18 protein-coding genes are annotated in these 23,354 nt (G+C 70.0%); 7 read left to right on the top strand and 11 right to left on the bottom strand.

Going from position 1 to position 23,354, the window contains the following annotated elements; translation table 11 throughout:
- Positions 1-3: 3 nt before the first annotated feature.
- Both ACTIGN_RS18015 and ACTIGN_RS18010 read left to right on the top strand, forming a co-directional pair.
- Entirely contained in the window at positions 4-486 is a 483-nt protein-coding gene (locus ACTIGN_RS18015; protein ID WP_439626307.1) for a hypothetical protein, read from the top strand.
- A complete protein-coding gene (locus tag ACTIGN_RS18010) occupies positions 483-1,022 on the top strand; it encodes a hypothetical protein (protein ID WP_439626305.1) in 540 nt (179 codons plus the stop codon). The genes ACTIGN_RS18015 and ACTIGN_RS18010 overlap by 4 nt, the downstream gene beginning before the upstream one ends.
- A 10-nt stretch (positions 1,023-1,032) precedes the next feature.
- On the opposite strand, the gene ACTIGN_RS18005 is transcribed toward ACTIGN_RS18010, so the two are convergent.
- Positions 1,033-2,256, bottom strand: a complete 1,224-nt coding sequence (locus tag ACTIGN_RS18005; protein ID WP_439626303.1) for a hypothetical protein — start codon at positions 2,254-2,256, stop codon at positions 1,033-1,035.
- 150 nt (positions 2,257-2,406) lie between these two features.
- On the opposite strand from ACTIGN_RS18005, the gene ACTIGN_RS18000 reads away from it, so the two are divergent.
- A complete protein-coding gene (locus ACTIGN_RS18000) occupies positions 2,407-2,739 on the top strand; it encodes a hypothetical protein (RefSeq protein WP_439626301.1) in 333 nt (110 codons plus the stop codon).
- Here the strand turns inward: ACTIGN_RS18000 and ACTIGN_RS17995 are convergent.
- From ACTIGN_RS17995 to ACTIGN_RS17975, 5 genes are all read right to left on the bottom strand, one after another.
- Positions 2,733-3,743, bottom strand: a complete 1,011-nt coding sequence (locus ACTIGN_RS17995) for an ABC transporter permease (RefSeq protein ID WP_439626299.1) — start codon at positions 3,741-3,743, stop codon at positions 2,733-2,735. The genes ACTIGN_RS18000 and ACTIGN_RS17995 overlap by 7 nt on opposite strands.
- Complete coding sequence (locus ACTIGN_RS17990; RefSeq protein WP_439626297.1) at positions 3,740-4,501, bottom strand: ABC transporter ATP-binding protein; 762 nt, start codon at positions 4,499-4,501, stop codon at positions 3,740-3,742. Before ACTIGN_RS17990 ends, ACTIGN_RS17995 begins: the two co-directional genes overlap by 4 nt.
- A 138-nt stretch (positions 4,502-4,639) precedes the next feature.
- Positions 4,640-7,594: a pilus assembly protein TadG-related protein gene (locus tag ACTIGN_RS17985; protein ID WP_439626295.1), complete on the bottom strand. Its 2,955-nt coding sequence runs from the start codon at positions 7,592-7,594 to the stop codon at positions 4,640-4,642.
- 40 nt (positions 7,595-7,634) lie between these two features.
- On the bottom strand, positions 7,635-8,192 hold the full coding sequence (locus ACTIGN_RS17980; RefSeq protein WP_439626293.1) for a TadE family protein: 558 nt from the start codon (positions 8,190-8,192) through the stop codon (positions 7,635-7,637).
- Positions 8,193-8,250: 58 nt separating this feature from the next.
- Positions 8,251-8,829 carry a TadE/TadG family type IV pilus assembly protein gene (locus tag ACTIGN_RS17975; RefSeq protein WP_439626291.1) on the bottom strand — a complete coding sequence of 193 codons (579 nt, stop codon included), beginning with the start codon at positions 8,827-8,829 and terminating at the stop codon, positions 8,251-8,253.
- A gap of 405 nt (positions 8,830-9,234) precedes the next feature.
- Here ACTIGN_RS17975 and ACTIGN_RS17970 point away from each other — a divergent pair, with 405 nt between their 5' ends.
- The 3 genes from ACTIGN_RS17970 (at position 9,235) to ACTIGN_RS17960 (ending at position 13,174) form a co-directional block, all read left to right on the top strand.
- Positions 9,235-12,189, top strand: a complete 2,955-nt coding sequence (locus tag ACTIGN_RS17970; RefSeq protein ID WP_439626289.1) for a PVC-type heme-binding CxxCH protein — start codon at positions 9,235-9,237, stop codon at positions 12,187-12,189.
- 82 nt (positions 12,190-12,271) lie between these two features.
- Positions 12,272-12,712, top strand: coding sequence for a tellurite resistance TerB family protein (locus ACTIGN_RS17965; RefSeq protein ID WP_439626287.1), 441 nt, complete (start codon positions 12,272-12,274; stop codon positions 12,710-12,712).
- A 66-nt stretch (positions 12,713-12,778) separates the two neighbouring features.
- Positions 12,779-13,174, top strand: a complete 396-nt coding sequence (locus tag ACTIGN_RS17960) for a DUF2750 domain-containing protein (RefSeq protein ID WP_439626285.1) — start codon at positions 12,779-12,781, stop codon at positions 13,172-13,174.
- 28 nt (positions 13,175-13,202) lie between these two features.
- Here the strand turns inward: ACTIGN_RS17960 and ACTIGN_RS17955 are convergent, their stop codons facing one another.
- The 5 genes from ACTIGN_RS17955 to ACTIGN_RS17935 form a co-directional block, all read right to left on the bottom strand.
- Positions 13,203-14,207, bottom strand: a complete 1,005-nt coding sequence (locus ACTIGN_RS17955) for a glycine cleavage T C-terminal barrel domain-containing protein (RefSeq protein ID WP_439626284.1) — start codon at positions 14,205-14,207, stop codon at positions 13,203-13,205.
- 38 nt (positions 14,208-14,245) lie between these two features.
- The gene (locus tag ACTIGN_RS17950; protein WP_439626282.1) at positions 14,246-15,448 is read right to left on the bottom strand and encodes a lactate racemase domain-containing protein; all 1,203 of its coding nucleotides are present in this window, start codon (positions 15,446-15,448) and stop codon (positions 14,246-14,248) included.
- A 289-nt stretch (positions 15,449-15,737) separates the two neighbouring features.
- Positions 15,738-16,604, bottom strand: coding sequence for a DUF6263 family protein (locus ACTIGN_RS17945; RefSeq protein WP_439626280.1), 867 nt, complete (start codon positions 16,602-16,604; stop codon positions 15,738-15,740).
- Positions 16,605-16,849: 245 nt separating this feature from the next.
- A complete protein-coding gene (locus ACTIGN_RS17940) occupies positions 16,850-20,296 on the bottom strand; it encodes a PSD1 and planctomycete cytochrome C domain-containing protein (protein ID WP_439626278.1) in 3,447 nt (1,148 codons plus the stop codon).
- A 167-nt stretch (positions 20,297-20,463) separates the two neighbouring features.
- A complete protein-coding gene (locus ACTIGN_RS17935) occupies positions 20,464-21,912 on the bottom strand; it encodes a DUF1501 domain-containing protein (protein WP_439626276.1) in 1,449 nt (482 codons plus the stop codon).
- A 153-nt stretch (positions 21,913-22,065) separates the two neighbouring features.
- On the opposite strand from ACTIGN_RS17935, the gene ACTIGN_RS17930 reads away from it, so the two are divergent.
- A complete protein-coding gene (locus tag ACTIGN_RS17930) occupies positions 22,066-23,283 on the top strand; it encodes a DUF6183 family protein (RefSeq protein ID WP_439626274.1) in 1,218 nt (405 codons plus the stop codon).
- The last annotated feature ends 71 nt before the right edge of the window (positions 23,284-23,354 follow it).

The raw sequence follows: 23,354 nt of genomic DNA, 5'->3' as shown, positions 1-23,354 counted from the left end.
CACTTGACGCGGCGCACCTGGGGCCGCCCGAGGGCGAGGCCGAAGTTCCACGTCCAGCACTTCGTCGCGTGCCTGAACGCCGCCTGGGAAGGCGCGCCGAGCCCGCGGACGCTGCGAACGCTCGAAGGGGTGGGGCACGCTTATCTGATCCCGCCCGACACCGAGTTCCCGTTCGAGGAAATCGAGTTCTGGGTGTACGCTCGCTTCTACCGAATCGGGAGCGGCAGCGGACTCCGGAACTTCGCTCTTGAGACCCTGTGGCACGACGCCCCGAGCGGGGTACGCAGCGTCGGCTCGCGGTCGCTGGGGTCGGTTCGATTTAACGACCGGTCGCGGGTGGTCAGCGCCGCCTGGCCCGTCCGCCCCCTCGTGTTCCCCGGCACGGGCACGTACGAGTTCCAACTTCAGGTCGAACTTGTGCGATCGTGGGGCGTCGAGCGAAAGGCCCTCCGAAGTGAATTCGTCGGAATCGAGAGGCAGCCATGAAGCGAGCGAACAGGGGCGGGAAGCGGGTCGTGCCGCAACCGGGCGGGGAGGTCTTCATTCAGGACGAGGCCGCGCCACTTATCTACTCGATGCCGATGCCGCCGGTGAAGAGCCGCGGCCGGCTCATCCCGGCGGATGGTGTACTCATCGTCGACCAGGGGCACGCGTTCCCTCCGGTCGCCGCAACCGCTCCCGGCGACGTCCTTGCCCCCGACCGGCCGCTCGTGCCCACCGCCGACGAGGTCGCCGCGCTCCCGCGGACCGCCCGGCACGCGTTCCTGGCGCGCTGCGCCGCACGGGTCGCGCCACTCGCCCCGGCCGCGGGCGAGATCGACGCGCAACAAGCGGCCGCACTCATCCTCGCGGCGGCGACCGTTCAGACGCCCGTGCGGCGACTGCTCCGGCGCATCCGCCGCGACTTCGACAAGCTCGTGTACCTCGCGAAGCAGCGAAAGTGGACCGACGACACGTCGGTGCCGCCCGACGCACTCGGCCCGCTCTGGCCCGAAGACGTGAAACTGCCGTGGGCGAAGTGACACCCTCGGGTCACTTGAACAGCGCGACCGGGCCGGGGGCGGCGAGGCGCTTCTCGGCCACCCCGAACCACCGCTTCGCCTCGGCCCGCTCCCCCACGAACCACAACTCGTAGCCCAACAGGAACGCCAGCGCCGGCTCGGCCGGGTTCGCCGCCATCGCCTTGCGGAGCTGCGCCAGGTGCCCGGCGAACGCCCCCGCGTTCGCACCATACGGCTCCTTCGGGTCGAACGCGCCGGCCGGCCACGCCGGGTCGAGCGCCAGGCCGGCGTGGACGTCGCCCGCGGCAACGGCATAGTTCCCCGCCGCGAACTCGGCCTGCGCCTTCAGGAAGTGCGGCTCGGCGGCGCGTGCATCGGCCGCGATCGCCTGGTTGAAGCGGTCGATTGCGGTGCCGTACTCGCCGGCCGCGAACGCCTCGCGGCCGAGCTTGAGCAGCCGGGCGAGTTCCTTCACCGGATCAGGGTCGGGCTTCTCGGACTTCACCAGGACCGGGTCGGCGAACGGGTCAAACCGGAACTCGGGGCGGCCCGGCGGGGGCGGCGCGGCGACCCGGGCGACGTCCGGGGCGATCACGCCCGGCGGCGGAAAGTCTCGCTTCGGCTCGATCACCAGGAACCCGCCGGCTCCGACCACCGGCCCGGGGGCCGGCTGCGCCGCCGCAACTTGACGGGGCGGAACGCCGCCCGCCGCCGCAACGCCGTTGCCGTTCGGGTTTGCGTCGGCGTTCCCCATGAAGCCGAACGGCGGCGGGACGAACGGCGGCGGCAGCACGAACGGGCTCGTGAGCCCGGGACCGAACACCGGCGTGCCCCAGTACGGGGACCACCCCAGCGCACCGCCCCACACCGGGTTCCAACCGAACGTCGGCCCGACGCCCCATCCCGGCCCGAGGAACCCCGGCCCGAACCCGAACGGCGTGACCGGCGCGATGGCCGGCAGCACCGGCGCGAGCGGGAACCCGGGGTACACGCCGCCGTAGTAGTTCGCGAACCCGGAGCGGTAGCCGAAGCCGTACCCGAACGGCGAGAGGAAGGCGGACCGTGAGTAGTACCCCCCGACGAACCCGCCGCCGGAGAACCCGCCGCGGTAGCCGAAGCCGAACCCCGGCGCGACGAACGTGCGGGGGAAGCCGCCGCGGTAGACCGGCCCGGCGACGAACTGCGCGCGGGCCGGGGCGGTGTCCGCCAGAACCACGCACGCCGCCGCGACCGCCGCGATGGTGCCAGACTTCATTTCGGTGCTCGGTGAGCGAGAGGGGCCTTACAACCCGATTATCCCTCACAACCCGGCCCGCCGCAACCGGGCCGGTCCGATTGTCGCACGGGTTCGCCGTCGGTCCGGCCCGTATACTAACGCCGCCCCCCCCGCTGTACCGGAACCCCGATGGCACCGATCACCCGGGAAGTCCTGCGCGACTACCTGCACGACGCCCTGCCCGACGTGGAACTGGCAGCGGTCGAGCGCGTGCTGCGGGCGTCGGCCGAGGTGAGGGCGCTGCTCGCGGAGGTGATGGAGCAGGAGGACCGCGGCGAGCACACGGTCGGCGCGATCTGGCGGCGCGAGCGGGTGAGCTGCCCGACCCGCGACCAGCTCGGGGGCTACGTCCTGGAGGCGGGCGACCCCGAACTGCTCGACTACGTCCGGTTCCACCTCGAAGAGATCGGGTGCCCGTACTGCCAGGCCAACCTCGACGACCTCAAGCGGCTCCGTCAGTAATCGGTCTTGCGGAACTCGTACACCGCGATGCCGAGGATCACGACCGCGAACGCCAGCGACGACAGGACCGAAAGCTCGGGGTGGAACTTCCCCTTCTCCTTCACCGCCTCCAATTCGCGGATCGGCTCGGTGTGGGTGCCGGCGTTCATCGCGTCGAAGAAGATGCCGCTCATGTCGAGCGGCTTCGGCAGCGCCCAGTACCCCACCTCGACCAGGGCCGACGACGCGGGCGTGACCCCCGGGACCTCGAGGCCGACCGCGTGGTGGTGCGCGAAGTTCATGGCCCAGCACATGACCCAGAACAGCAGGGTGCCGAACACGGCGACGACCGTGCTCCGGGTCCACACCGCGAGGAACGCGCTGAACGCGTAGAACACCGCGAAGTTGATGACCAGCAGCGGCACCGCGTACCAGTACGTCGCGTCCCACACGCCGGTGGCGACGCCGATCCCGGCCCACGTCCCGCCCACGAACAGCACCGCGTGCAGCGCCACGAACAGCACCACGCCCAGGTACTTCCCGATCACCAGCGCCCACCGGGCGGCGGGCTTGGCGAGCAGCACCGTGACCGCGTTCGGCTCCAGGAACGTCGGCAGGAACCCGCCGGTCCACAGCAGCGCCAGCAGCACCCCGGCCGTGTCGGCGACGATGCCCGCGAGCCGCAACTGGAAGAACTTCACCGCGTCGGCCTTGAACCGCGGCACGTCCAGCTCGAACAGGCCGAACCCCAGCGACATGCGCCCGCCGGCGGGCGGAATCCCCTCCTCGCGTGCCTTTTGCACCTCCGCGTCGCTCGGGTCGATGCCGGGCCGGTGGAAGTCGCGGATCTCGTTCGGGTTCCGCTCGCGCTCGCCGGGCGTGTCCACCCGCATCCCCAGGCAGAACACGGTGCAGAACGCCGACATGCCGAGCATGACCCAGAACAGCTTGGACGCGAGCGACTGGCGGAACGTGTCCCGCACCATCCACCGCACGGTCCGGATCGCGACGGGTAGCGAGTTCACGCGACGCCCTCCTTCTCGTAGAGCGGCTTGAGGGCCGCCTCCAGGCGCTTGCCGGCCGGGTGCGCGTCGCCCAGGAGCTTCGCGAGCGGGCCGGTGTGGACCACCCGGCCGCCGACCAGCACGGCCAGCGCGTCGCACAGCTCCTCGACCTCGGGCAGCACGTGCGACACGAGGAGGACCGTCTTCCCCGCCGCCTTCAGCTCGCGGACGACGGACCGGAGCAACTGCCGGCCGGACAGGTCGAGCCCCTCGGTCGGCTCGTCGAGGATCAGCAGGTCCGGATCGTTGATCAGGGCCTGCGCGAGCCCGAGCCGCTGGACCATCCCCTTGCTGAACCGGGCGATCGGCTCCGAGCGGCGATCCGCCAGCCCCACGCGGGCGAGCAACTGATCGACCTTCGCGGGCAGCGCCGGCAGCGGCACGCCCGACAACCCGCCGTAGAACGTGAGCAACTCGCCGGCGGACAGGTACCGCGGGAAGGCGTGGTTCTCGTGCATGTACCCGATGCGGCCGAGGGTCCGACGGTCGCCCAGCGGCCCGCCGAGCCGGCTGACCGTGCCGGCCGTCGGGGCCGTCAGGGACAGGAGCACCTTGACCAGCGTGGTCTTCCCGGCCCGGTTCGGGCCGAGGAGCCCGAACACGCCGCCGATCGGCACGGTGAGGGTCACGCCGCGGAGCGCGGGCACCCCGGCCCCGCGGCCGAACAGACCGGTCGGGTAGGTCTTCGTCACCTGATCGAACTGTGCCGCGTGTGTCACCGGCCGCGCCTCGCTTGCGGGTTCGCGCCTCGCCCTGCCCTCAACGAACGGAAATCCCGCCCGGGGGCAAGCCGCGTGTCAACGAAAAAGCCCACCCGCGGAACGGGTGGGCTCCGGGTGAGCCCCAGGGGTGCCGCGTCACTCCACGAGGGTGACGCCGACGCCGCTCTGGAAGATGTTCTCCATGCAGGTCTTGAGGTTGTCGATGCGGGTCTGGTACGGGCCGGTGATGATCTGCGCCGGGGCGATCGTCGAGGCACCGGCCACCCCCGTGTTCCCGGCGGCGGCGATGTCCGCCATGAACTTCAGGGCGGTCGGCCGGAACGTGGCGGACGGGGCCAGGACCTCGTCGAACAGGTCGCCGAACGCAATCGGGTACACCCGAACCGGAGCGTTCGGCAGGCTCAGCCCACTGTTACCGCTGGCCGTGGTGGCCATCTGCACGTTCATCTGGCTGACGACCGCGACCGTCTGGGCGATGGAGGTCGCGTCGCCGTTGCCCGCCGAGTTGTTCGCAGTGGAGTTCGGGTAGTACGAATTGAACCCGGCCTGGACGAACGAGAAGGTCCGCCAGTTGTTCGGCACCCCGTCGGTCTCGAAGATGACGACCTTGCCCGCGCCCCGGCGGCCCTTGGTGGTCCCGTAGGTGCCCGTCGGGAGCGTGGCCGACGGGGACAGCAGGTTGAACCCGTACGACAGCCCGGTGTTCGGGTCGGTCGACCCGTCGGCGTTCGGGATCTCATCCTGCCCCACGCTGCCGAACGAACTGTTGTAGGGCCGGACCTCTGCGGTGATCGCCGCCGCCCCGCCCGCGTCGATCGTGTTGAGCAGCGACTTCGGGTAGAACAGGGCGTTCTTCAGGGACTCGAACCTCTGGCCCATCGGCCGGCGGATGTTGTTGTACCCGCTGTTGGCGAACAGCACGAGCCCGGCGTAGTTGTTCGGGTGGTTGTTCTTAACGTCGTCGAGCACCGAGTTCATGCCGGCCTTGAGCTGCCAGCACTGGGCCTCGTTGCACGTCCCGGGCAGCCAGTTGTTGTGCGAGCTGTTCGCGCCCAGAAAGTCCACCATCGACAGGGGGCCGAACCAGAAGTGTAGCCGCGGGCGGTTCGAGCTGTCGTTGTACGCCATGTACGGCTTCCGCACGTCGCCCCCGATCCAGGCGCCCGACGGGCCGGTCCACGTCTCCATGGCGGTCGTGTTGACCCGCCGCCCGCCCCCGCTGACCGACCAACTGTCGGCCGAGCCGTACAGGTCGCCACTGTCGTTCCGGTTGTACGCGACGACGTAGTCGATGTACCGCTTCCAGAACACCCGGTCGAGGATCTCCACGGAACTCAGCCCGGTGGCACCGGTGTCCACGTCGTTGGGGATGGACGTGTAGTACACGACGTGCCCGGCCCGGAGGTTCGGAGGGAGCACCTGAGGCCCGCTCTTGATCCACCGGAGCACTGCCGGGTAGTCGACCCGCCAGTTCCCGGTGCCGGTCGCCAAGACCGTGCTCGAGCCGGTGTTTAGCAGCGAGCTGTTGACGCCGCCGGCCGGGGTGGACCCCTGGGTGTCGTAGTTCACGCCCCACGTCGAGCCGTCGTTCCGGTGGAAGAACCGGAGCCGCCAGTCGCCGGCGACGTAGTTGGCGTCACCCGGTTGGCCGACCGGGGTGCGGGGGTCGGGCGGCCAGATGAAGAACGTCTTGCCCCAGTACCCCGGCCCCATCGAGTACCCCTTGAACCGGTCGCCCGGGGGCACCAACTGCCCGCCGTTGCCCCCGTACGCACCCGGGTTCGAGGGCGTCGTGCTGCTGCTCCGGAACGTGCGGTACCCGGGGATGTCCAGGTCGTACCCGTACTGCTCCCACACCGGGTCGCGGAACCGGGTGACGTTCACGCCGCCGACCGTCGTACTGGTGTAAGTGTAGCCGAGGAGTTCCGCGGCGTTGATGGGCGCCCGCTTGGCGCTGGTCCAGGTGGTGTCGACCTTGTCGATCGACCCGTCGGACCGCCGCCACCGGTCGCCCTCGTAGGTGCTGCCCCCCGCGTCGGTCATCGTCCCGAACGAGGCGGGGGCGGGGGTCGGCCCCTTCGGGTTCCCCTCGGTCCCGTTGTGGAAGGCGTCGTACCCGCTGGTGTCGTAGGTGTAAGGCGTGTACCCCGAGCCGGGGGGCGAGTCGCCGCCGGACTGGTCCGGGCTCCACCGGTGGAAGGCGTTCTTCAGGTTCGGGAAGCCCCCGACGACGGTCAGGGGGAACGCCGGGGTTTCAGGGGACCCGACGTTCGACGGGTCGAAGTAGAAGTTCCGGATGATCGGCGGGCCGCCGGGGGTGGTGACCGTGTAGTTGTTCCGGGAGATGGCCTCGCCGCTGCCGTTGGCCTTGTTGGCCGTCGCCCGGATCGAGTTCGTCGGTGCGTTCGCGTAGTGCCCGAACCGCGGGATGATGTCGTCCGGGTTCATCGATTGGCCGCCCTCGTTGAACACGCTGGAGAACGCCATCGACCCGGTCATGTCGAGGACGAACGCGATGTCGCGGGGCTTGAACACGGCCGTGGCCTTGGCCCCGGTCGGCATCCCGTTGACCCCGAACACCCGCATGAAGTACGTGGGCTGGCTGACCGCGAGCGTCACCTTGATGGCGGTCCACGACCCCCCGCCGGTCGGGGTGGCCGACTGGTTATTGGTCACGTCGGTCCACGTCGCAACGCGGAAGATCTCGGACACCGGGTCGTACAGGTACTGGCCGGCCTCGATCTTCGAGATCTGGGCGTTGACGAAGTTCTGGCTCATGTACCGGTTCGTCGTCACCCGGGACTTCCCGGCGGCGACGGCGTTCACCAGGTTACTGTTGACCGACCCGGGCTTCGTGTTGAGCGTCCGGCACGCGGCCAGGGACGCGGTGTCGGCCGCGTTCTGGGACTGGGTCCGCGAGACCGCGAGCATGCCGAGGTCCACGGCGAGGCCGATGAACCCGAACAGGCCGATGAGGCAGACCGCGAGCATCGGGAGGATCGTCCCGTCCCGCCGGCGGTGGTGGACCCGCTTGACCATGACGCTCTCCAGAAGGGCGGCCAGTGCCGCCGCGGCGAGGGAATCCGACACGGGGCCGCCGCGCGGCGGCCCGGGGCGACGGGGCGGGACGCTACCCCTCGACCCCGGACATGCTGATGACGTTGACCGGGATGTCCGACATCTTCAACAGGCTCGGCAGGAACGGGCGGAACGTCCCCCGAACGTGGACCGCGATCCGGTCCGGGAACGACGCGAAGTTCCAGCTCTGCTTGTTCGAGTCGCTGGGGTTGAACGGGTTCGGGAACACCGTCCCGCTCTTCGATTTCGGCCGCACGACCGGCGGCGTCTGCAGCAACCCGGCGGGGTCCACCGCGTACACCGCGAACTGGTAGCCGACGATCTGGACCGCGGTGCCGCCCATCCGCGCCTCGGCGTACGTCTTGATGCTCACGTACGTCCGGCCCGCCCCGTCGGTGTAGGGGGTCGTGTCGAAGTTCGTCGGCTTGTCCGCGTTCACGCAGGCGTACCGCGCGCCCTCGCGGGTCGCCAGGTCGGTGACGTGGAGCACGAACAGGTACCGGCAGTACTCGAAGATCCCGAACAGGAGCAGGCAGAAGATCGCCAGGGTGAAGGCGGCCTCGACAATGGCGGCCCCGCGGCGGGTCCGGCGCGTGTTTCGGAGCATCATCGACGGACCCTCTCGCACGGGGAATGGAACGGGAACTCGCCTGGAGGCGCGGGGCGGCTCACCAGTCCTCGGGGTTGTCCGGGTCGGCACCGGGCTTCGGGAGGTTCTCGTTCACGGTGAACGCCTCGTCCCGAAGCATCTCCCACCGCACGGTGAACGCCACGGTCGTCGGCTTGATGAGCCCGGCGTTGATCCAGCGGACCTTGTCCCAGGGGACGGACACGGTGACCAGGAGCGGCTGGCCCTTGATCCCCTGGTAGGGGTCGGCCGGCGTCCCGAGCGGGTTCACCTTGCCGTCCGCCCCGTTGGGGGACGTGAACTGGAACGTGACCGTGACGTCGGCCGGCTGAAGTGCCTTGAGGCCCATCGACACGAGGTACTGGTACACGGTGTTCTTGACGTTGTACGAACCGGCCGTCGCGTACACCTCGATCGGCGTCCCGGTGCTGTTGATCGTGTACCCCTGGGCCGCGAGCCGTGCGCCCTCGCGGGCGGCGTTCGAGACGATCTGCTTCACCTGCACGAGGCGGCCGACCTCCCACACGCCGAACAGGAGGGGGACGATGATGGCCGACGTGACCAGCGCCAACTCGATCGCGGCGACTGCCCGACGCGAAGGCACCCGTTGGCGGATCATCGCAGACCTCCCGCAAGCAGATGGGGGTGAACTTGAGGCAATGGTGCCTCTTACGACTAACCTTGATCTCTGTCTCATACTACTTCACAGGCTTGCGGGTTGGGGCGGTTCGCCCAAAAAATTCCGACACCGAGTCTGGATTTCGGACAACCATTCAGCCCGTACCTGAATGGTGCCGCTCGACGGAATCAACCGATTCTCGCTCGTTGACACGGTTCCGTCGACCGGAACACACAAGCCGCAGCCCAAACGGCCCTGAATTGCTCTCCTTGCCAACTATTATCACCCGGCCAAAGTACCTTTCCGCGGCCCGAAATCGGGCGGTTCGGCACCTGGGTTCCGCCCCGCGGGGTCGCATAATCAGTCGTAACGCTCTGCTCCCAGTCACGTCTCCGGGGGTCTCCGATGCGCTGCTCGCTGCCCGCCCTGCTCGCCCTGACGACACTCCTCGCCGCCGCGGAGCCGGTCCCGAACGCCGGGCCGCTCGCCGCCGAGAGGGCCGCGAAGAACGCGGTCCTCCCCGACGGGTTCCGGATGCAGGCGTTCGCCGCCGAGCCGGAGGTCGTGCAGCCGATCTCCTTCACCCTCGACGCCCGCGGCCGGGTGTGGGTTCTGGAGGCGTTCAACTACGGCAACTGGCAGGCGACCGGGAAGGACCGCGTCACGATCCTCGAAGACGCCGATTGCGACGGAAAGGCCGACAAGCGGACCGTCTTCTACGAGGGGTTCAACTACGCCACCGGCATCGAGGTCGGGTTCGGGGGCGTGTGGGTGATGTCGCCCCCGTGCCTGTACTTCGTCCCGGACCGCGACGGCGACGACAAGCCCGACGGGCCGCCCGAGGTCGTGTTCGACGGGTTCGGGTACAAGGAGAGCCGGCACAACCTCGCGAACGGGTTCACCTGGGGACCGGACGGCTGGCTGTACGGCGGGCACGGCCGCACCAGCCCGTCGCTGGTCGGCAAGCCGGGAACCCCCGCCGACAAGCGGGTGCCGTGCGACGGCGGCGTGTACCGCTTCCACCCGACGCGCCGCGTGTTCGAGACGTTCGCGGACGGCACGACGAACCCGTGGGGCGTGGACTTCGACGACTACGGCCAGTGCTTCGTGTCGAACTGCGTGAACCCGCACCTGTTCCACATGATCCCCGGCGGGCACTACGAGCCGTGGCGGAACCGGGCGTCGAGCCTGTACGCCTACGAGCGCATCCCGACGGTCGCGGACCACCTGCACTACCCCGGCGGCGACCTGCGGGCCGCGCTCGGCTCGCCGGACACGCTCGCCCTCGGCGGCGGCCACTCGCACTGCGGCACGCTCGTCTACCTCGGCGACTCGTTCCCGGCGAACTACCGCAACACCGCGTTCATGTGCAACGTCCACGGGCGGCGGATCAACAACGACGTGCTGAAGGCGAAGGGGTCCGGGTACACCGCGAGCCACGGCAGGGACTTCATGCTGTCGGCCGACCCGTGGTTCATGGGCGTCACGCTCCGCACCGGCCCGGACGGCAGCGTGTTCGTGTCCGACTGGTCCGACACGGGCGAGTGCCACACGCTCAAGCCCGACCGCGGCACCGGCCGCATCTACAAGATCTCGCACGCCGACGCGAAGGCGAAGCCGGTCGATCTCGCGAAGTTGAGCGACGCCCAACTGGTCGAACTGCACCTGCACAAGAACGACTGGTACGTTCGCACCGCCCGCCGCGTCCTTCAAGAGCGTGCCGCGAGCGACGCCAAGGTGAGCGCCAACGCGGTGAAGCTGCTCGACGCAATCCTCGCGCAGAACCCCGACGAGACGCGGCGGTTGCGGGCGATGTGGACGCTCCGGGCGCTCGGCGTGCTCGACCCGGCCCCGCTGCTCGCCGATCGCGACGCGCACGTTCGCGGCTGGGCCGTGCGGCTCGCGGGCGAGGCCGAGTCGCCAACGCCCGAGGTGCTCGCGAAGTTCCGCGAGATGGCGAAGGCCGATGCGTCGCAGGTCGTGCGGCTCGAACTCGCGTCCGCACTCCAGCGGCTCCCGCTCGACAAGCGCTGGGACATCGCCGCCGAGTTGGTGCGGCACGCGGAGGACGCCGGCGACGCGAACCTGCCGCTCGTGTACTGGTACGCGATCGAGCCGCTCGTCCCCGAGAACCCGGCGAAGGCGCTCGAACTCGCTGCGAAGGCCGAGGTGCCGCTGGTGCGCCGGTTCGTGGCGCGGCGGCTCGCGGACCACGCTTCCACGCAGGGGGACAAGGGCGACCTCACGCCGCTCGTCGAGGCGATCGCGAAGGCCGGCGCGACGGTGCAGGCCGACTGGCTCGCCGGCGCACGCGAGGGGCTCCGCGGCCGCAAGTCGCTGCCGATGCCGGCCGGGTGGGCGGCGGTGTACGCGAAGCTCCGCGACGGCGCCGACCGCGCGACCCGCGAGAACGCGATGGCGCTCGCGGTCGTGTTCGGCGACCCGCAGGCGCTCGCCGACCTCCGCACGATCGCACGAAACCCGGCCGCGGCGGCCGCCGAGCGGGTCGCGGCGCTGGAGACGCTCATCTCCAAGCGAGTCCCGGACCTCGCGCCGGTGCTGCACGAGCAACTCACCGACAAGGCCACCCGCCGCGCCGCGCTCCGCGGGCTCGGCGCGTTCTCGGACCCGAACACGCCGAAGCACATCCTCGCGGCCTACCCGGCGCTAAGTTCCGACGAGAAGCAGGACGCGGTGGCGGCGCTCGCGTCGCGCACGGAGTACGCGGGTGCGCTCCTCGACGCCCTCGAATCGAAGGCGGTCCCGCGGGTGGACGTGTCGGCGTTCGCGGCCCGGCAGGTGTTCGCGCTCGGCGACCCGAAGCTGAACGCGCGGCTCAAGGAGGTGTGGGGCGAGGTCCGCGACACGAACCCGAAGCGCGGCGAGTTGATGGCGAAGTACAAGGGGATGCTGACGCCCGCGTATCTCAGAACCGCCGACCTGAAGGCCGGTCGGGCGCTGTTCACGAAGTCGTGCCAGCAGTGCCACAAGTTGTTCGGCGAGGGCGGGACGGTCGGTCCGGACATCACCGGCTCGAACCGGTCGGACCTCGACTACCTGCTCGGCAACGTGATCGACCCGAGCGCCGAGGTGGGCCGCGACTACCGCATGTCGGTGGTCCGCACGGCCGACGACCGCGTCATCACCGGCATCATCGTCGAGCGCACCGCGGCCCGCGTCGTGGTGCAAACGGCGACCGACCGCATCACGCTCTCGCCCGACGATGTGGACGGCGTGAAGGACTCGCCGCTGTCGATCATGCCCGAGGGGCAGCTCGATTCGCTCACGAGGGAGCAGGTCCGCGACCTGGTGGCGTACCTGATGCAAAAGACGCAGGTGGACCTCCCCGGCGGGAAGTGACGCGACGTTCCGGCCCCGCTGCTTGACAGCCTCCGGGGCGTGGCGGAGAATCTGTGGCACGCGAGGCACACAGGAGACGGCCATGGGCCTGTTCGACATGTTCGGGGGCGGGGAGAACAAGACCACGTTCGGCCCCCACGAGGGGTTCGCGGGCGTGCTGCTGGCGGCGGCCGCGGCCGACGGGCACATCTCCGAGGAGGAGGCCCGCGGGCTGTGGGGCGCGATCGAGCGGATGAAGCTGTTTTCGAGCTTCACGCCCGACAAGTTCAACAAGCTGATGGACACGCTGCTGAAGGTGCTCAAGAAGGGCGGGCCGGACGCGCTGGTCGAGAAGTGCGCCCCCGCCCTGCCCGAGCGGCTCCGCGGCCCGGCGTTCGCCAACGCGGTCGACATCGTCCTCGCCGACGGGGCCGTCGAGGACGACGAGAAGGAGCTGATCGAGAAGCTCCAGTCCGCCCTCGAAATCGACGACGACGAGGCCAAGATGATCATCCAGGTCATGATCATCAAGAACCGCGGGTGAGCGAGGCAGCCGGCGCCAAATCGGGAGTCGACCTTGGCAGACCCCACCGACCACGAAGCAAACCTCTTGCGATTCGTTCGAGAGGTCGCCGACAGCGAGGTCGTGTGGGGCATCCGCATGACGCGGGGCTTCGCGAACTGGGACTCGGGGGAGACGGGCGAGTGGTCGGTCATGCCCTTCTGGTCCACCCGCGAAGAGGCGGAGCTCCTGGCGGATCAGTTCGAGGGCGGTGAGCCCGCCCCGATCCCACTGTTCGACTTCCTCTACCGTTGGCTCCCGAACATGGTCAACGACTACTTCATGCCGGCGGCGAAGTGCACCACGGACCGGGAGGGGATCGCTCTACGGTCAAGCGACCTCCAGGATCGGATCCACCGCCGCCTGGCAGAATTCGGTCGCCTGCCCGAGTACCAAGCCAGGTCCCGCGAGTCGGTCCACGCCGAACGGTCCGGCCGGAGGTAATCTCCAACGCCCCCTCTCGACTCTCGACTCATCCCGCCACCGGCGGCAGCCCGGTCACCTCGACGGGTTGGCGGCCGGTTGGGGTCTCGGCCTCCATCTTCGTGCCGGGCTCCTGGTGCTTCCACCGCAGGTACGCCAGCGCCACCGGCACTCCCAGCCGCGGCGAGTGACAACTCGATGTCACAACGCCGACCTCCTGCCCGTCGCGGAACACCTTCGCGCCGGCCGGGAGCGGGCCGCCGTCGAGGACTTTCAGGCCGAGGAACGCACGGTTGACGTGCCCGGCCCGGTCGCGGGCCATCACGATCGGCTCCTGGCCGAGGTAGCACCCCTTCGAGTAGCTTACCGCCCGCGGCGCGCGGCCGACCTCCATCACGAACCGGTTCGCGTCGATGTCCGGGCCGAACAGCGGCGTGCCGGCCTCGATTCGGAGCGTCTCGAACGTCTCGGCCGTTCCCGGCACCGCCCCTGCGGCAACGAGCAACCCGCGGACGCCGTCGGCCCGCTCCTTCAGGCACACGAGATCGAACCCCGGCACGCCGAGCAGGTCGCGGCGGCGAACGTTGCACGTTGCGTTGGCACCAAACGTCCGCTCGGTGTGCGCGAACTCGGGCAACTCGGGCACCGGCTCGCCGAGCGCCTTCGCCAACACTTCGGCGGCGTGCGGCCCGGCGAGGTGGAACTGGGCGAACTGGTCGGTGACGTCGGTGATCTCGACCTGCTCCGAGATGAGGTAGCGGTCGAGGTACTTCGCGAGGTCGGCGCCGCGGCCGGCGGTGGTCTCGACCCACATCGCGTGCCGGCGGTCGGCGAGCAGGACGTGGTAGATCCACACCGCGAACTGCACCTTCGCCCGCGAGTCGCACAGGTACGCCTCGCACCCGCCGCCGAGCGGCAGGTTCTTCGTGTCGTTCGTCGAGAGGTTGCCCAGGAACATCGGCGCGTCGTCGCCGGTGAGCAGCAGCTTCCCCGCGGCGGCCGTGTCGAACAGTGCGGCGCTGGAAACGGCGGCGGCGTAGTCGGGTGGCGTCATGCAACGTCTCCAAACCCACGGGTCGCGACCCGTGGGCGTCAGGCGAGTGTCAGCAGCGTCTTGTGCGCGTCGGGGACGAGCAGCACCTTCTCGCCGCCGTCTATGAGCCGCTGCACCTCGTCCGGCGTGTGGAGCGGGGTGGTGAACAGGCTCTCGGCGACGTCGTCGGGGTAGCCGCTCGCGAGGAACACGCTGTACGTCCGCGTGACGTAGGCCCAGAGCCGCGCCGCGGACCAGTCGGCCGGCTTGAGCCGCGCGAGCCGCCGCTTCGCGCCCGACGGCGCGGCCATCGAGCGGAGCATCGCGGCCCCGGCTCCAAGCTCGGGCGCGGCGGCGGTCAGCAGCGCGATGCGGCTCCCCTGCGGGGCGACCCGGGCCGCACACACCAGCGCCTTCGCGAGGTCGAGGAACGTCGTCTGCGCCGGGTCGCCGGACACCGCCGCGACGACCGTGTCGGGCTCCTCGGCCACGGTGCCGGCCCAGCGAGCGTCCTGGCGGCGGACCCCCTCGGCGGAACTGGTCGGTAGCCCGCCGATCACGTCCTGCACCGCGTCGCCGGCCCCGGCGATCACCTGAACGAAGAACGGCATCCCGAGCAAAGCGACGACCTCGGTGGCCTCCTCGCGGACGGGCCACGGGGCCTCGCCCGGGGCGTCGATCGACACCTGACCCTGGTACGCGGCCCGGTTCTCGGCGTCGCCGAGCGCCGGGAAGATGGCGCACTCGGCCCCGGCGTACCCCGCGAGCGGGTCGTACCCGCGGCCGCTGACGACGACGGTGAAGTCGCCGTCGGCGAGCGTGCGGTTCAAGTAGATGCGCCGGGCGTCGACCGTGGACCCGACGTACGCGAGCCGCTTCCGGTCGGCCGGGTCGTGGGCCTCGCGCCGCACCGGGGCGAACTCGACGGCGAGCGCGGCCGCCCAGTCGGCGGGTACCTCGGGCGGCGTGAGGAGCGTGACGGACCCGAGCGCGACGCCCGCGTCCCGCAGGTACGCGAGCACCGCTTCGACGACGGGAACGACCTGTGCCACGCCGGAATCAACCACGACGGTGACGCGGTCGTCGGGGGTCAGCGCGCGGCGGAGCGGCTCGAAGCCGACCGGCCTGTCGAGCGCCGCACGGGTGAGTTCGGCGGGGGACGCGGGCTGCGCCGCGACGGGTGCGTGCGTGACAGCGACCGCGCGGGCGGGCGGAACAGACAGCAACCACGCGGCCGACCCAACGATCAGATCCTGTGACATCACCTTCCCCTGCCCCGGTCCCATGCGGGCATTATAAGGGCGGGGGGAAGACGCGGTCACCGAGCGGGGGCGGGGTCAGGCCAAATACGATTAATCCGCACCCGTGGTGTCTCTCTTCCCCTCTCCCCTTGCGGGAGAGGGTGCCGCGAGTCCTCGAGCGGCGGGTGAGGAGTGACACCTTATGACGTGTCGAGGCGTTTCCCCCCACCCGGCTCGCAGAGCCTCGCCACCCTCCCCACCAGGGGGAAGGCAAGAGTCCGCCACGGCTACCGATCACCCGGATCTGGTGTCAGTCCACGACCGGGTTCTTGTCGGTGATGACGCCGACGGTCTTCATCTTCATCGTGAGCTTGGCGTCCACGGTCTGGCCCATCGCCTCGATCGACATGGTGCCGGACAGGTCCATCTCGATCTTCGACTCGGTCACGCGGCCGGCCTTCATGTTGAACGTGTGCGTCGCGGCGTACTTGTCGGCCTTGAGGTCGGCCGCGGTGATCTTGAACGGGAGGCCCGAGTCGCCGTTGTCGTCGCCCGGCTTGAACTTCAGGTCGCCCTTGGCCGAGAGGGTGGCCAGGTCGCCCTTCACGGCGTCGAGCGTGTACTTCTCCTTCGTCTCGACGTTCCCCATCGCGCCCATCGCGACCGCGGTCGTGCGGTCCCAGGTGCCGCCGACCGCGACCGGCTTGGCGGGGCCGGCCAGGAACGTCTGCGCGAACATCTGCTTCACGGCCGCCTGCGGCATCATCGCCTTCATCATCTTCCGCTCGGCCGCCCCCTCGCCGACGACCGCGTCGAGGAACTTCTCGTACCCGTCGAGCTTGGTCACCTCCAATTTGTCGCTGAGCGTGGCGGTGAACGTGACCCCCTTGAGGTTCCCGGCGGCGTTGGCCCCGGGAAGGTTCGGCGCGTCGACGGTCATCTCGACGTAGGTCATCTCGACCACCGTCTCGCCGGCCTTCACCGACTTCACCTTGAACTTGAGCACCGACTTGATGCCCATCTTCTGCTCGACCTTCTGGCCCAGGACCTCGATCTTCTGGTCCATGATCACGGACGACTTGTTGTAGAAGACGTCGCCCTCCTTGAGCTTCCACTGGAGGGTGTGGGCGTCGCCCTGCGCGGCGATCAGCAGTGCGAGGACCGGGGCCGTGAACATCGGGTGAACCTCTTCGGGGTGTGCGGGCGGACCGGGGGGCGCGGTGTTGGAACCTTTCGCCTCACGCGGGCCGCCACGGAGGGCGGCCCCTACAGAACAAAGGCAAAAAGGATCGTAGGGGCCGCCCTCCGTGGCGGCCCGCCAACCGCCTCCGGCAGATCTCGACGGTTTTATTCCCAGAGCCACCGGGGGCGCTGCTTGTACTTCGCCGGCACCGCCGCCGTATTTGCCGGTCGGCGTGGTGGTCACTCCGCGGCGGCGAACTCGTTCGAGAGCAGCAACACCTGCGCCAGTTCTTCCCACGGGCCGAGCGGAGCGGGGAGCTTCGACGTGTCGAGGAAGTGCGTCTTCGCGTCCCACTTCATCATCGTGCCGGGCAGCGCCGCCATCTGCCGCTCGGGCATCGTGATCGTGGGCGCCCACCGGAACGCGTTCCCGGCCGGGTCGGCCTTGGAGAACGTCAGGAAGTCGAGCGCGTCGCCCTTCTTGACCTCCACGGCCTTGAGTTTCGTGGGCACGCTGTCGTTCGCGGCGGTCCACTCGCCGAGCAGCCCGGTCCGGCTCGACACGATCCGGCACAGGACCCCGTCGCCGGCCGGGGCGGTGTGGCTCAGTTCGGCGGCGACGTCGATCTTCCCGTCCTCGGGGGCGGTCCACCGGCGGCACGCGGCCCGCACCTTCGTGGCCCTCCCGCCGTCGGGGCCGATCTCCAGGCCCGTGAGATCGACGCCCGCGAGCTTCACCCCTTTCACGACGTTCCCGGCGAACGCGAGCGGGGTGAACGCGGTCACCTTCTTCGCCGCGTCGTCGTAGTCGGCGTACCCGTAGCTCCAGGTCGTCGCCTCGGGGACGACGACGTCGTTGGGCGGGTACGAGTCGAGGAACGCGAGCGCCCGCGACACCTCGGCCGGCGTGGCCGGGCGCTGGAGCGCCGCCCGGTACAGTTTCTGGACCGCGGCGGGCCGGTCGGCGGCGCTCGCGGGCTTCGCGGCGGCCGCGAGCGCCTTGGCGTTGTCGAGCACGAACGGGCTGTTCATCAGGAACAGCGCCTGCGGCGGGAGCGTGGTGCTGGTGCGCGCGCCGGTCGAGAAGTTCGGGTCCGGGAAGTCGAAGCTCCGGAACAGGTTCGGCAGCGTCTTGCGGTCCACGAACGCATACACGGTGCGGGAGAGGGTCGCGGGCTGCGCCACGTCGCGGGGCTTGCCCCCACGGGTGCCGTCGAGCCGCCCGGACACGGCGAGGATCGAGTCGCGGTACGCCTCGAACTCCAGCTTCCGCACCGGCATCTTCCAGAGCAGCCGGTTCTCCGGGTCGGTCTTCGCCCCGGCGGCGAGCGCGTCGGCCGAGCGGGACGACTGGCGGTACGCGGCCGAGGTCATGACGAGCTTGTGGAGCTTCTTCACCGACCACCCGTCGGCGACGAACTTCGCCGCGAGGAAGTCGAGCAGTTCCGGGTGCGTCGGCCGGTCGCCGCGGAACCCGAAGTCGCTGGCGGTGCCGACGATCCCGCGGCCGAAGTGCCAGCCCCAGACGCGGTTCACGAACACGCGGGCGGTGAGCGGGTTGGCCCGGTCGGTGATGGCCTGGGCGAGTTCGAGCCGGCCGCTATTGGTCGCCGGGAACGGCTTGCGGTCCGGGCCGGCGAGTGCGGAGAAGAACGCCCGCGGGGCCGGTGCGCCCGGGGTCCGCGGGTTCCCGCGGACGAACACCTTCCCGTTGTGCGGCTGCGCCTCCTGCACCACCATGGCGCGGGCCGGTGCACCGGGGTGCGCGTCGAGCGCCGCGACCGCCTGCGTCACCTTGTTGATCTCGTCCTGCGCCGCCTTCGCGTACAGCCGCGAGCCGCCGAACTGGTTGGCCGGCGGCGCGAACGGCGACTTCGGATCGACGAGCAGTTTCCGCACCTTCTCCGCGTCGGCGTCGTCGAGCGCGAGCGCCTGTTCGAGCGCGTAGTACCGGGCGATGACGTTGGTGCCGAGCTGCGCACCGGTCGCGGTGGCGTCGGCGTCCTCGGGTTTGGCGAGCTTCGCGAGGTCGCCCGGGGCCTTCGCGTGCCACGCCTTGTGGACGCCGTCGAACAGCTCCGAGTACCGCTTCGCGGCGTCGGCGAGCGACTCGGGCGGCGGCCCCGCGAACGCCTTCGCGACGAGCGGGTTCAGCTTCTTGTCGGCGTTGGCGGCGAACGCCGCGGCGAGCGGCTTGGCCTTGGCGGCGAACTCGGCGGCCGGGAGCTTCGCGAACTCCTCCCACGGCCCGAACACGGCCGGGTTCCCCTTCACCCACGCGGCCCACGCGCCGGCGACCGTGTTGTGCAGGTACTCGTGGAGCTTCTTCTTGACGACGTCGTCCTTGGCCTTCGGGTTCTGGTACACGCTCTTGCCGCCGGCCTCGTGGACCGTCAGCAGGTAGTCGCCGACCCGGCCCCGCACGTCGGTGAGCGTCAGGGCGGTGATGCGGGCGTGCGCTTCAGCGGCCGCGGTGCGGGCCTTCCCGCTGTCGGCCCGGTACTTCACCGCATCGGGCGTGTTCTCCTGCGGCTCCAGCACGGGGAGCACGTCGGGGTCTTTGGTGCTCTTGAAGACGGCGTACAGGCCGTAGTAGTCGGCGGTGGCGATCGGTTCGAGCTTGTGGTCGTGGCACCGGGCGCACCCGGCGGTGAGGCCGAGGAGCCCGCGGGAGAGGGTGTCGATGCGGTCGTCGATCACGTCGTCGTCCACGTTCCCGTTGGGCTTGCGGCCCACGGTGAGGAACCCGAGCGCGGCGAGGTGCCGGTTGTCGCCGGGCTTGGCCGGGAGCAGGTCGGCGGCGAGCTGCTCGGTCACGAACCGGTCGAACGGGAGGTCGGCGTTGAACGCGCGGATCACGTAATCGCGGTACGTCCAGGCGTGCGGGTACACCCCCTGGCCGCCGAAGATGCCGCCCTGGTTGTCGGCGTACCGGGCCACGTCGAGCCAGTGCCGGCCCCACCGCTCGCCGTACCGCGGGCTCGCGAGCAGCCGGTCGACGAGCTGCTCGTAGGCGTCGGGCCGCATGTCCCTCTCGAACGCCTCGACCTCGTCCGGCGTCGGCGGCAGCCCGTGCAGGTCGAACGTCGCGCGGCGGATCAGCGTCCGCTTGTCGGCCGGCTGCGCGAACGCGAGCCCCTTCTCGGCGAGCTTCGCGAGGAGGAACCGATCGACGTCGGTGCGGGCGGCCTGCGGGCTCTGCACCTCGGGCACCTTCGGCACCGCGACCGTCCGGAACGCCCAGTGCGTCGGCACGCCGGCCATGACCTTTTTGAAGTCGTAGGGGTCGGCGGACGCGGTGCCGGCATCGGTCCGCGGGTCGGGCGCGCCCTGCTTGACCCACTCGGCGAGCGCGTCGATCTGCGCCTGCGCGAGCTTCCCCTTGGGGGGCATCTGGAGGTGCGGGTCGGTGAACTTCACGGCCCGCACGAGCAGTGACTTGTCCGGGTTGCCGGGGACGACCGCGGGGCCGGTGTCGCCGCCCTTGAGGGTGGCGGCGCGGGTGTCGAGCCGGAGCCCGCCCTTGTCCTTCTTCTCGCCGTGGCACGAGTAGCAGTGCTCGACGAGGACCGGCCGGACCTTGTTCTCGAAGAACGCGACCTGCTCGGGCGTCGGCGCGACATCCGCTGCGGCGGCCGGACCGGGAACGAGCGACAGGGCGACGAGGGCGGGGAGTGTGCGGAGCATGGTGGTGGGACCGAATAATCCAGTTGATCCACAGATTTCGCAGAGGACACAGATTTTAAGAACAGACGGCGGACCCGAATTCTGCTCCCCGGTGTCTGTCTTCCAATCTGTGTCTTCTGCGTAATCTGTGGATTAACTGTCTTGGTGTGTTGGATGACGGCCCGGCTTTACTTCAGTAGCGCCTTGACGACGTGCCCGTGGACGTCGGTGAGGCGGAAGTCGCGGCCGGCGTGGCGGTACGTCAGGTTCGTGTGGTCGAACCCGAGCAGGTGGAGCATCGTCGCGTGCAGGTCGTGGACCTCGACGCGGTCCTGCGACGCGATCGCGCCGAACTCGTCGGTGCTGCCGTGGACGAGCCCGCCCTTCGTGCCGCCGCCGGCCATCCACACGGTGAACCCGCCCGCGTTGTGGTCGCGGCCGATGCTCTTCTTGGTCGCCACGTCGTTGTTGTCGGTGGTCGGGGTGCGGCCGAACTCGCCGGCCCACAGCACGAGCGTGTCGTCGAGCATCCCGAGCCGCTTCAGGTCGGTCATCAGGGCCGCGAGGGGCTGGTCGGCGGCGAGGGCGAGCTTGCGGTGGCTCTCGTCGTTGAAGTCGTGCGTGTCCCACCCGGTGTGCCACGCCTGCACGTACCGCACGCCGCGCTCCAGCAGCCGCCGGGCCAGGAGCAGTTGCCGGCCCTGCTCGGTGTCGCCGTACAGGTCGCGGACCTTCTGCGGCTCGCGGGCGATGTCGAACGCCTCCTGGGCCTCGACCTGCATGCGGAACGCGGTCTCGAACGCCTGGATGCGGCCGTCGAGGGCGTCGTCGCCGGGGCCGCGGCGGTCGGCGAAGTCGCCGTTCATCGCCCTCAGCAGGTCGAGCTGCCGCCGCTGCTCGCGGAGCGACGTGCTCCCGCTGCGGATGTTGTCGAGCATCTTCTCGGCGGTCGCGTTGCGGGTCGCGATGCCGGTGCCCTGCGACCAGCCCGGCAGGAACGCGGCCGACCAGTGCTTCTCGCCGCTCGCCGTGGTTCCCGACGGCGCGAGGCCCACGAACGCCGGCAGGTTCTGGTTCACCGTGCCGAGGCCGTAGGTGACCCAGCTCCCCATGCTCGGCCGCACGAGGGTCGCCTCGCCGGTGCTCATGAGCAGTTGGGCCGGCTCGTGGACGCTGCTCTTGGTGAACATCGACCGCACGACGCACAGGTCGTCGACGTGCTTGGCGAGCATCGGGAACAGCTCGCTGACCTCGGTGCCGCTCTGGCCGTGCTTGCCGAACTTGAACGCGGACCGCTGGAGCTTGCCGCTGAGGCGGCCCATGTCGGTGGCGCTGGCGGGGGCGTTCTTGATGTAGTCGGCGTACACCTCCTGCGCGAGCTTGCCGTGGTACTTGTCGAGCGCCGGCTTGGGGTCGAACGTGTCGACGTGGCTCGGGCCGCCCTCCGGGAAGATGTGCAGCACGCGCTTCGCCTTGGGGGCGAAGTGCGGCGACCGTGCGGCGAGCGGCGACCCGGCCGTCTGATCCGCCGCGAGGAGCCCAGTGCGTGCGAGCAAATCTGCGAGCGCGAGCGAACCGATGCCGAGGCCGCAGCGGGCGAGGACGTCGCGGCGGGACAGGTGCGGGGCGGGGTGCATGAACGAATCCTGATGTTCGTTGCGGTGAGGAAGTCAATTGTACCAGCCGCCCGCGGCCGTCCAAGCGCGAACCGCCCGGAGGGTACAATCGCGGGCAGCGAACCCGGTCCACCCGACATCCATCCGTCTATCGAATCCGAGTGGAGGGCGGCGATGACCGAGGACGAGGCGCTGTTCCTGGCCGCGGTGGCGAACCCCGCCGAGACGACCCCGGCGCTGGCGCTCGCGGACTGGTTCGACGAGCACGACGAACCGTCGCTCGCAACCGCGCTCCGCGGGGTGCCGCAACTGGTGCCGCTTCTGCACTCGCTCAGGCGGTGGGACGAAGTCCCGGCGTGGGGGTTCCAGGTTTACGAGAGCGGCGCGATGCGAGAGGCGTGGGATCTTCTCCCGGCAGCCCGGATGCTCACGCGCTACCGGCACCTGTTTCCGACAACGCCAGAGACTCCGGTCGCCTTCGACCCGGCTGCACCGCCGGCACGAAAGTACGGCGACACGCTCAACACAGCGGCGTTCTTGGGGAACTGGCGGCACTACCGACAGCGGCAGGTTGCGGCCCTCCGGGAGCAAGTTGCCCAGCGGGCCGCGAATTGGACAGCTTCGCAGCGGATTTCCGCCCGCATCCCGAAGGGGCTGGATGCGTTCGAGTGGAAGTCGTGCCTGATCCACGAACTCGTTCTGCGCGATTGCACGCCCGGGGGCCGAGCGGTCGCGGATCACGTTGCCGCGATGCGCGAACGCGGCCATCCGCTCGCGTGGCTGCCGCTCGAACGACATGCGATCGAGGCCGGACTGCTCGTGAACCAGGGATGGCAGGTTACGGCCGCGCAGCAAGCGACATCGCGAACGTTGTCGGACCCGCCCCCGCGACCCGTCGAGTTGGGTCGTGCGGCGGCCGGCAGCCGCGCGTTCGCCGCGGTCCGTCAGTGGCAGGCCGAGTCGAACGGCGACGCCGATGCTGCCGCGTTCGTGTTCGACCGCCCCCTGACCGTCGCGCGCCACGGACTCGACTGGCTGCCGGCGTTCCCGCAGAGTCTCCTGGGCAACGTCGAAGGTCACGCCGCGACGTTCCGTCCGATGTCGAGCACCGATGCTCTCCGGGGACTGTTCAACGCTGCCCGGGGCGGAAGCGTCTACGGCCGCGGCGTGTTCGGTGCCTACAGCCGGTTGCACGCATGGCAGTCAATGGGCTGGCTGACCGGCTGCGGCGTTGAGGAGAGCGTCGAGAGAATCGCGCTCCGCGCCGAAGCCTGCGAGTGGTTCTGGTTCGACAGCCACGAACTCGCTCGAAGCGTGCTATGCCTGTCAATCCTCTGCGTTCGCCCCGACCGGCTCTCGGCCGCGGTTCTCGCCGCCATCGACGACGACTGACACTGAGTGCGAGTGATCTTCTTGGTCCGAGCCCGAGCGCCGAGCGAGGGGTGGGCGTGAACCCTCGCTCG

This window comes from Gemmata sp. (assembly GCF_051859125.1).
Lineage (GTDB): Bacteria > Planctomycetota > Planctomycetia > Gemmatales > Gemmataceae > Gemmata.
Note: the sequence above shows the minus strand (reverse complement) of the source record. Positions and strands in the feature narration are given on the sequence as shown.

What these genes read in the sequence shown, in the direction of transcription:
- ACTIGN_RS18010 (WP_439626305.1), top strand. Translation starts at nt 483, where the DNA reads ATGAAGCGAGCGAACAGGGGCGGGAAGCGGGTCGTGCCGCAACCGGGC.
- ACTIGN_RS18005 (WP_439626303.1), bottom strand. Translation starts at nt 2,256, where the DNA reads ATGAAGTCTGGCACCATCGCGGCGGTCGCGGCGGCGTGCGTGGTTCTG.
- ACTIGN_RS18000 (WP_439626301.1), top strand. Translation starts at nt 2,407, where the DNA reads ATGGCACCGATCACCCGGGAAGTCCTGCGCGACTACCTGCACGACGCC.
- ACTIGN_RS17980 (WP_439626293.1), bottom strand. Translation starts at nt 8,192, where the DNA reads ATGATGCTCCGAAACACGCGCCGGACCCGCCGCGGGGCCGCCATTGTC.
- ACTIGN_RS17975 (WP_439626291.1), bottom strand. Translation starts at nt 8,829, where the DNA reads ATGATCCGCCAACGGGTGCCTTCGCGTCGGGCAGTCGCCGCGATCGAG.
- ACTIGN_RS17970 (WP_439626289.1), top strand. Translation starts at nt 9,235, where the DNA reads ATGCGCTGCTCGCTGCCCGCCCTGCTCGCCCTGACGACACTCCTCGCC.
- ACTIGN_RS17965 (WP_439626287.1), top strand. Translation starts at nt 12,272, where the DNA reads ATGGGCCTGTTCGACATGTTCGGGGGCGGGGAGAACAAGACCACGTTC.
- ACTIGN_RS17955 (WP_439626284.1), bottom strand. Translation starts at nt 14,207, where the DNA reads ATGACGCCACCCGACTACGCCGCCGCCGTTTCCAGCGCCGCACTGTTC.
- ACTIGN_RS17950 (WP_439626282.1), bottom strand. Translation starts at nt 15,448, where the DNA reads ATGTCACAGGATCTGATCGTTGGGTCGGCCGCGTGGTTGCTGTCTGTT.
- ACTIGN_RS17945 (WP_439626280.1), bottom strand. Translation starts at nt 16,604, where the DNA reads ATGTTCACGGCCCCGGTCCTCGCACTGCTGATCGCCGCGCAGGGCGAC.
- ACTIGN_RS17940 (WP_439626278.1), bottom strand. Translation starts at nt 20,296, where the DNA reads ATGCTCCGCACACTCCCCGCCCTCGTCGCCCTGTCGCTCGTTCCCGGT.
- ACTIGN_RS17935 (WP_439626276.1), bottom strand. Translation starts at nt 21,912, where the DNA reads ATGCACCCCGCCCCGCACCTGTCCCGCCGCGACGTCCTCGCCCGCTGC.
- ACTIGN_RS17930 (WP_439626274.1), top strand. Translation starts at nt 22,066, where the DNA reads ATGACCGAGGACGAGGCGCTGTTCCTGGCCGCGGTGGCGAACCCCGCC.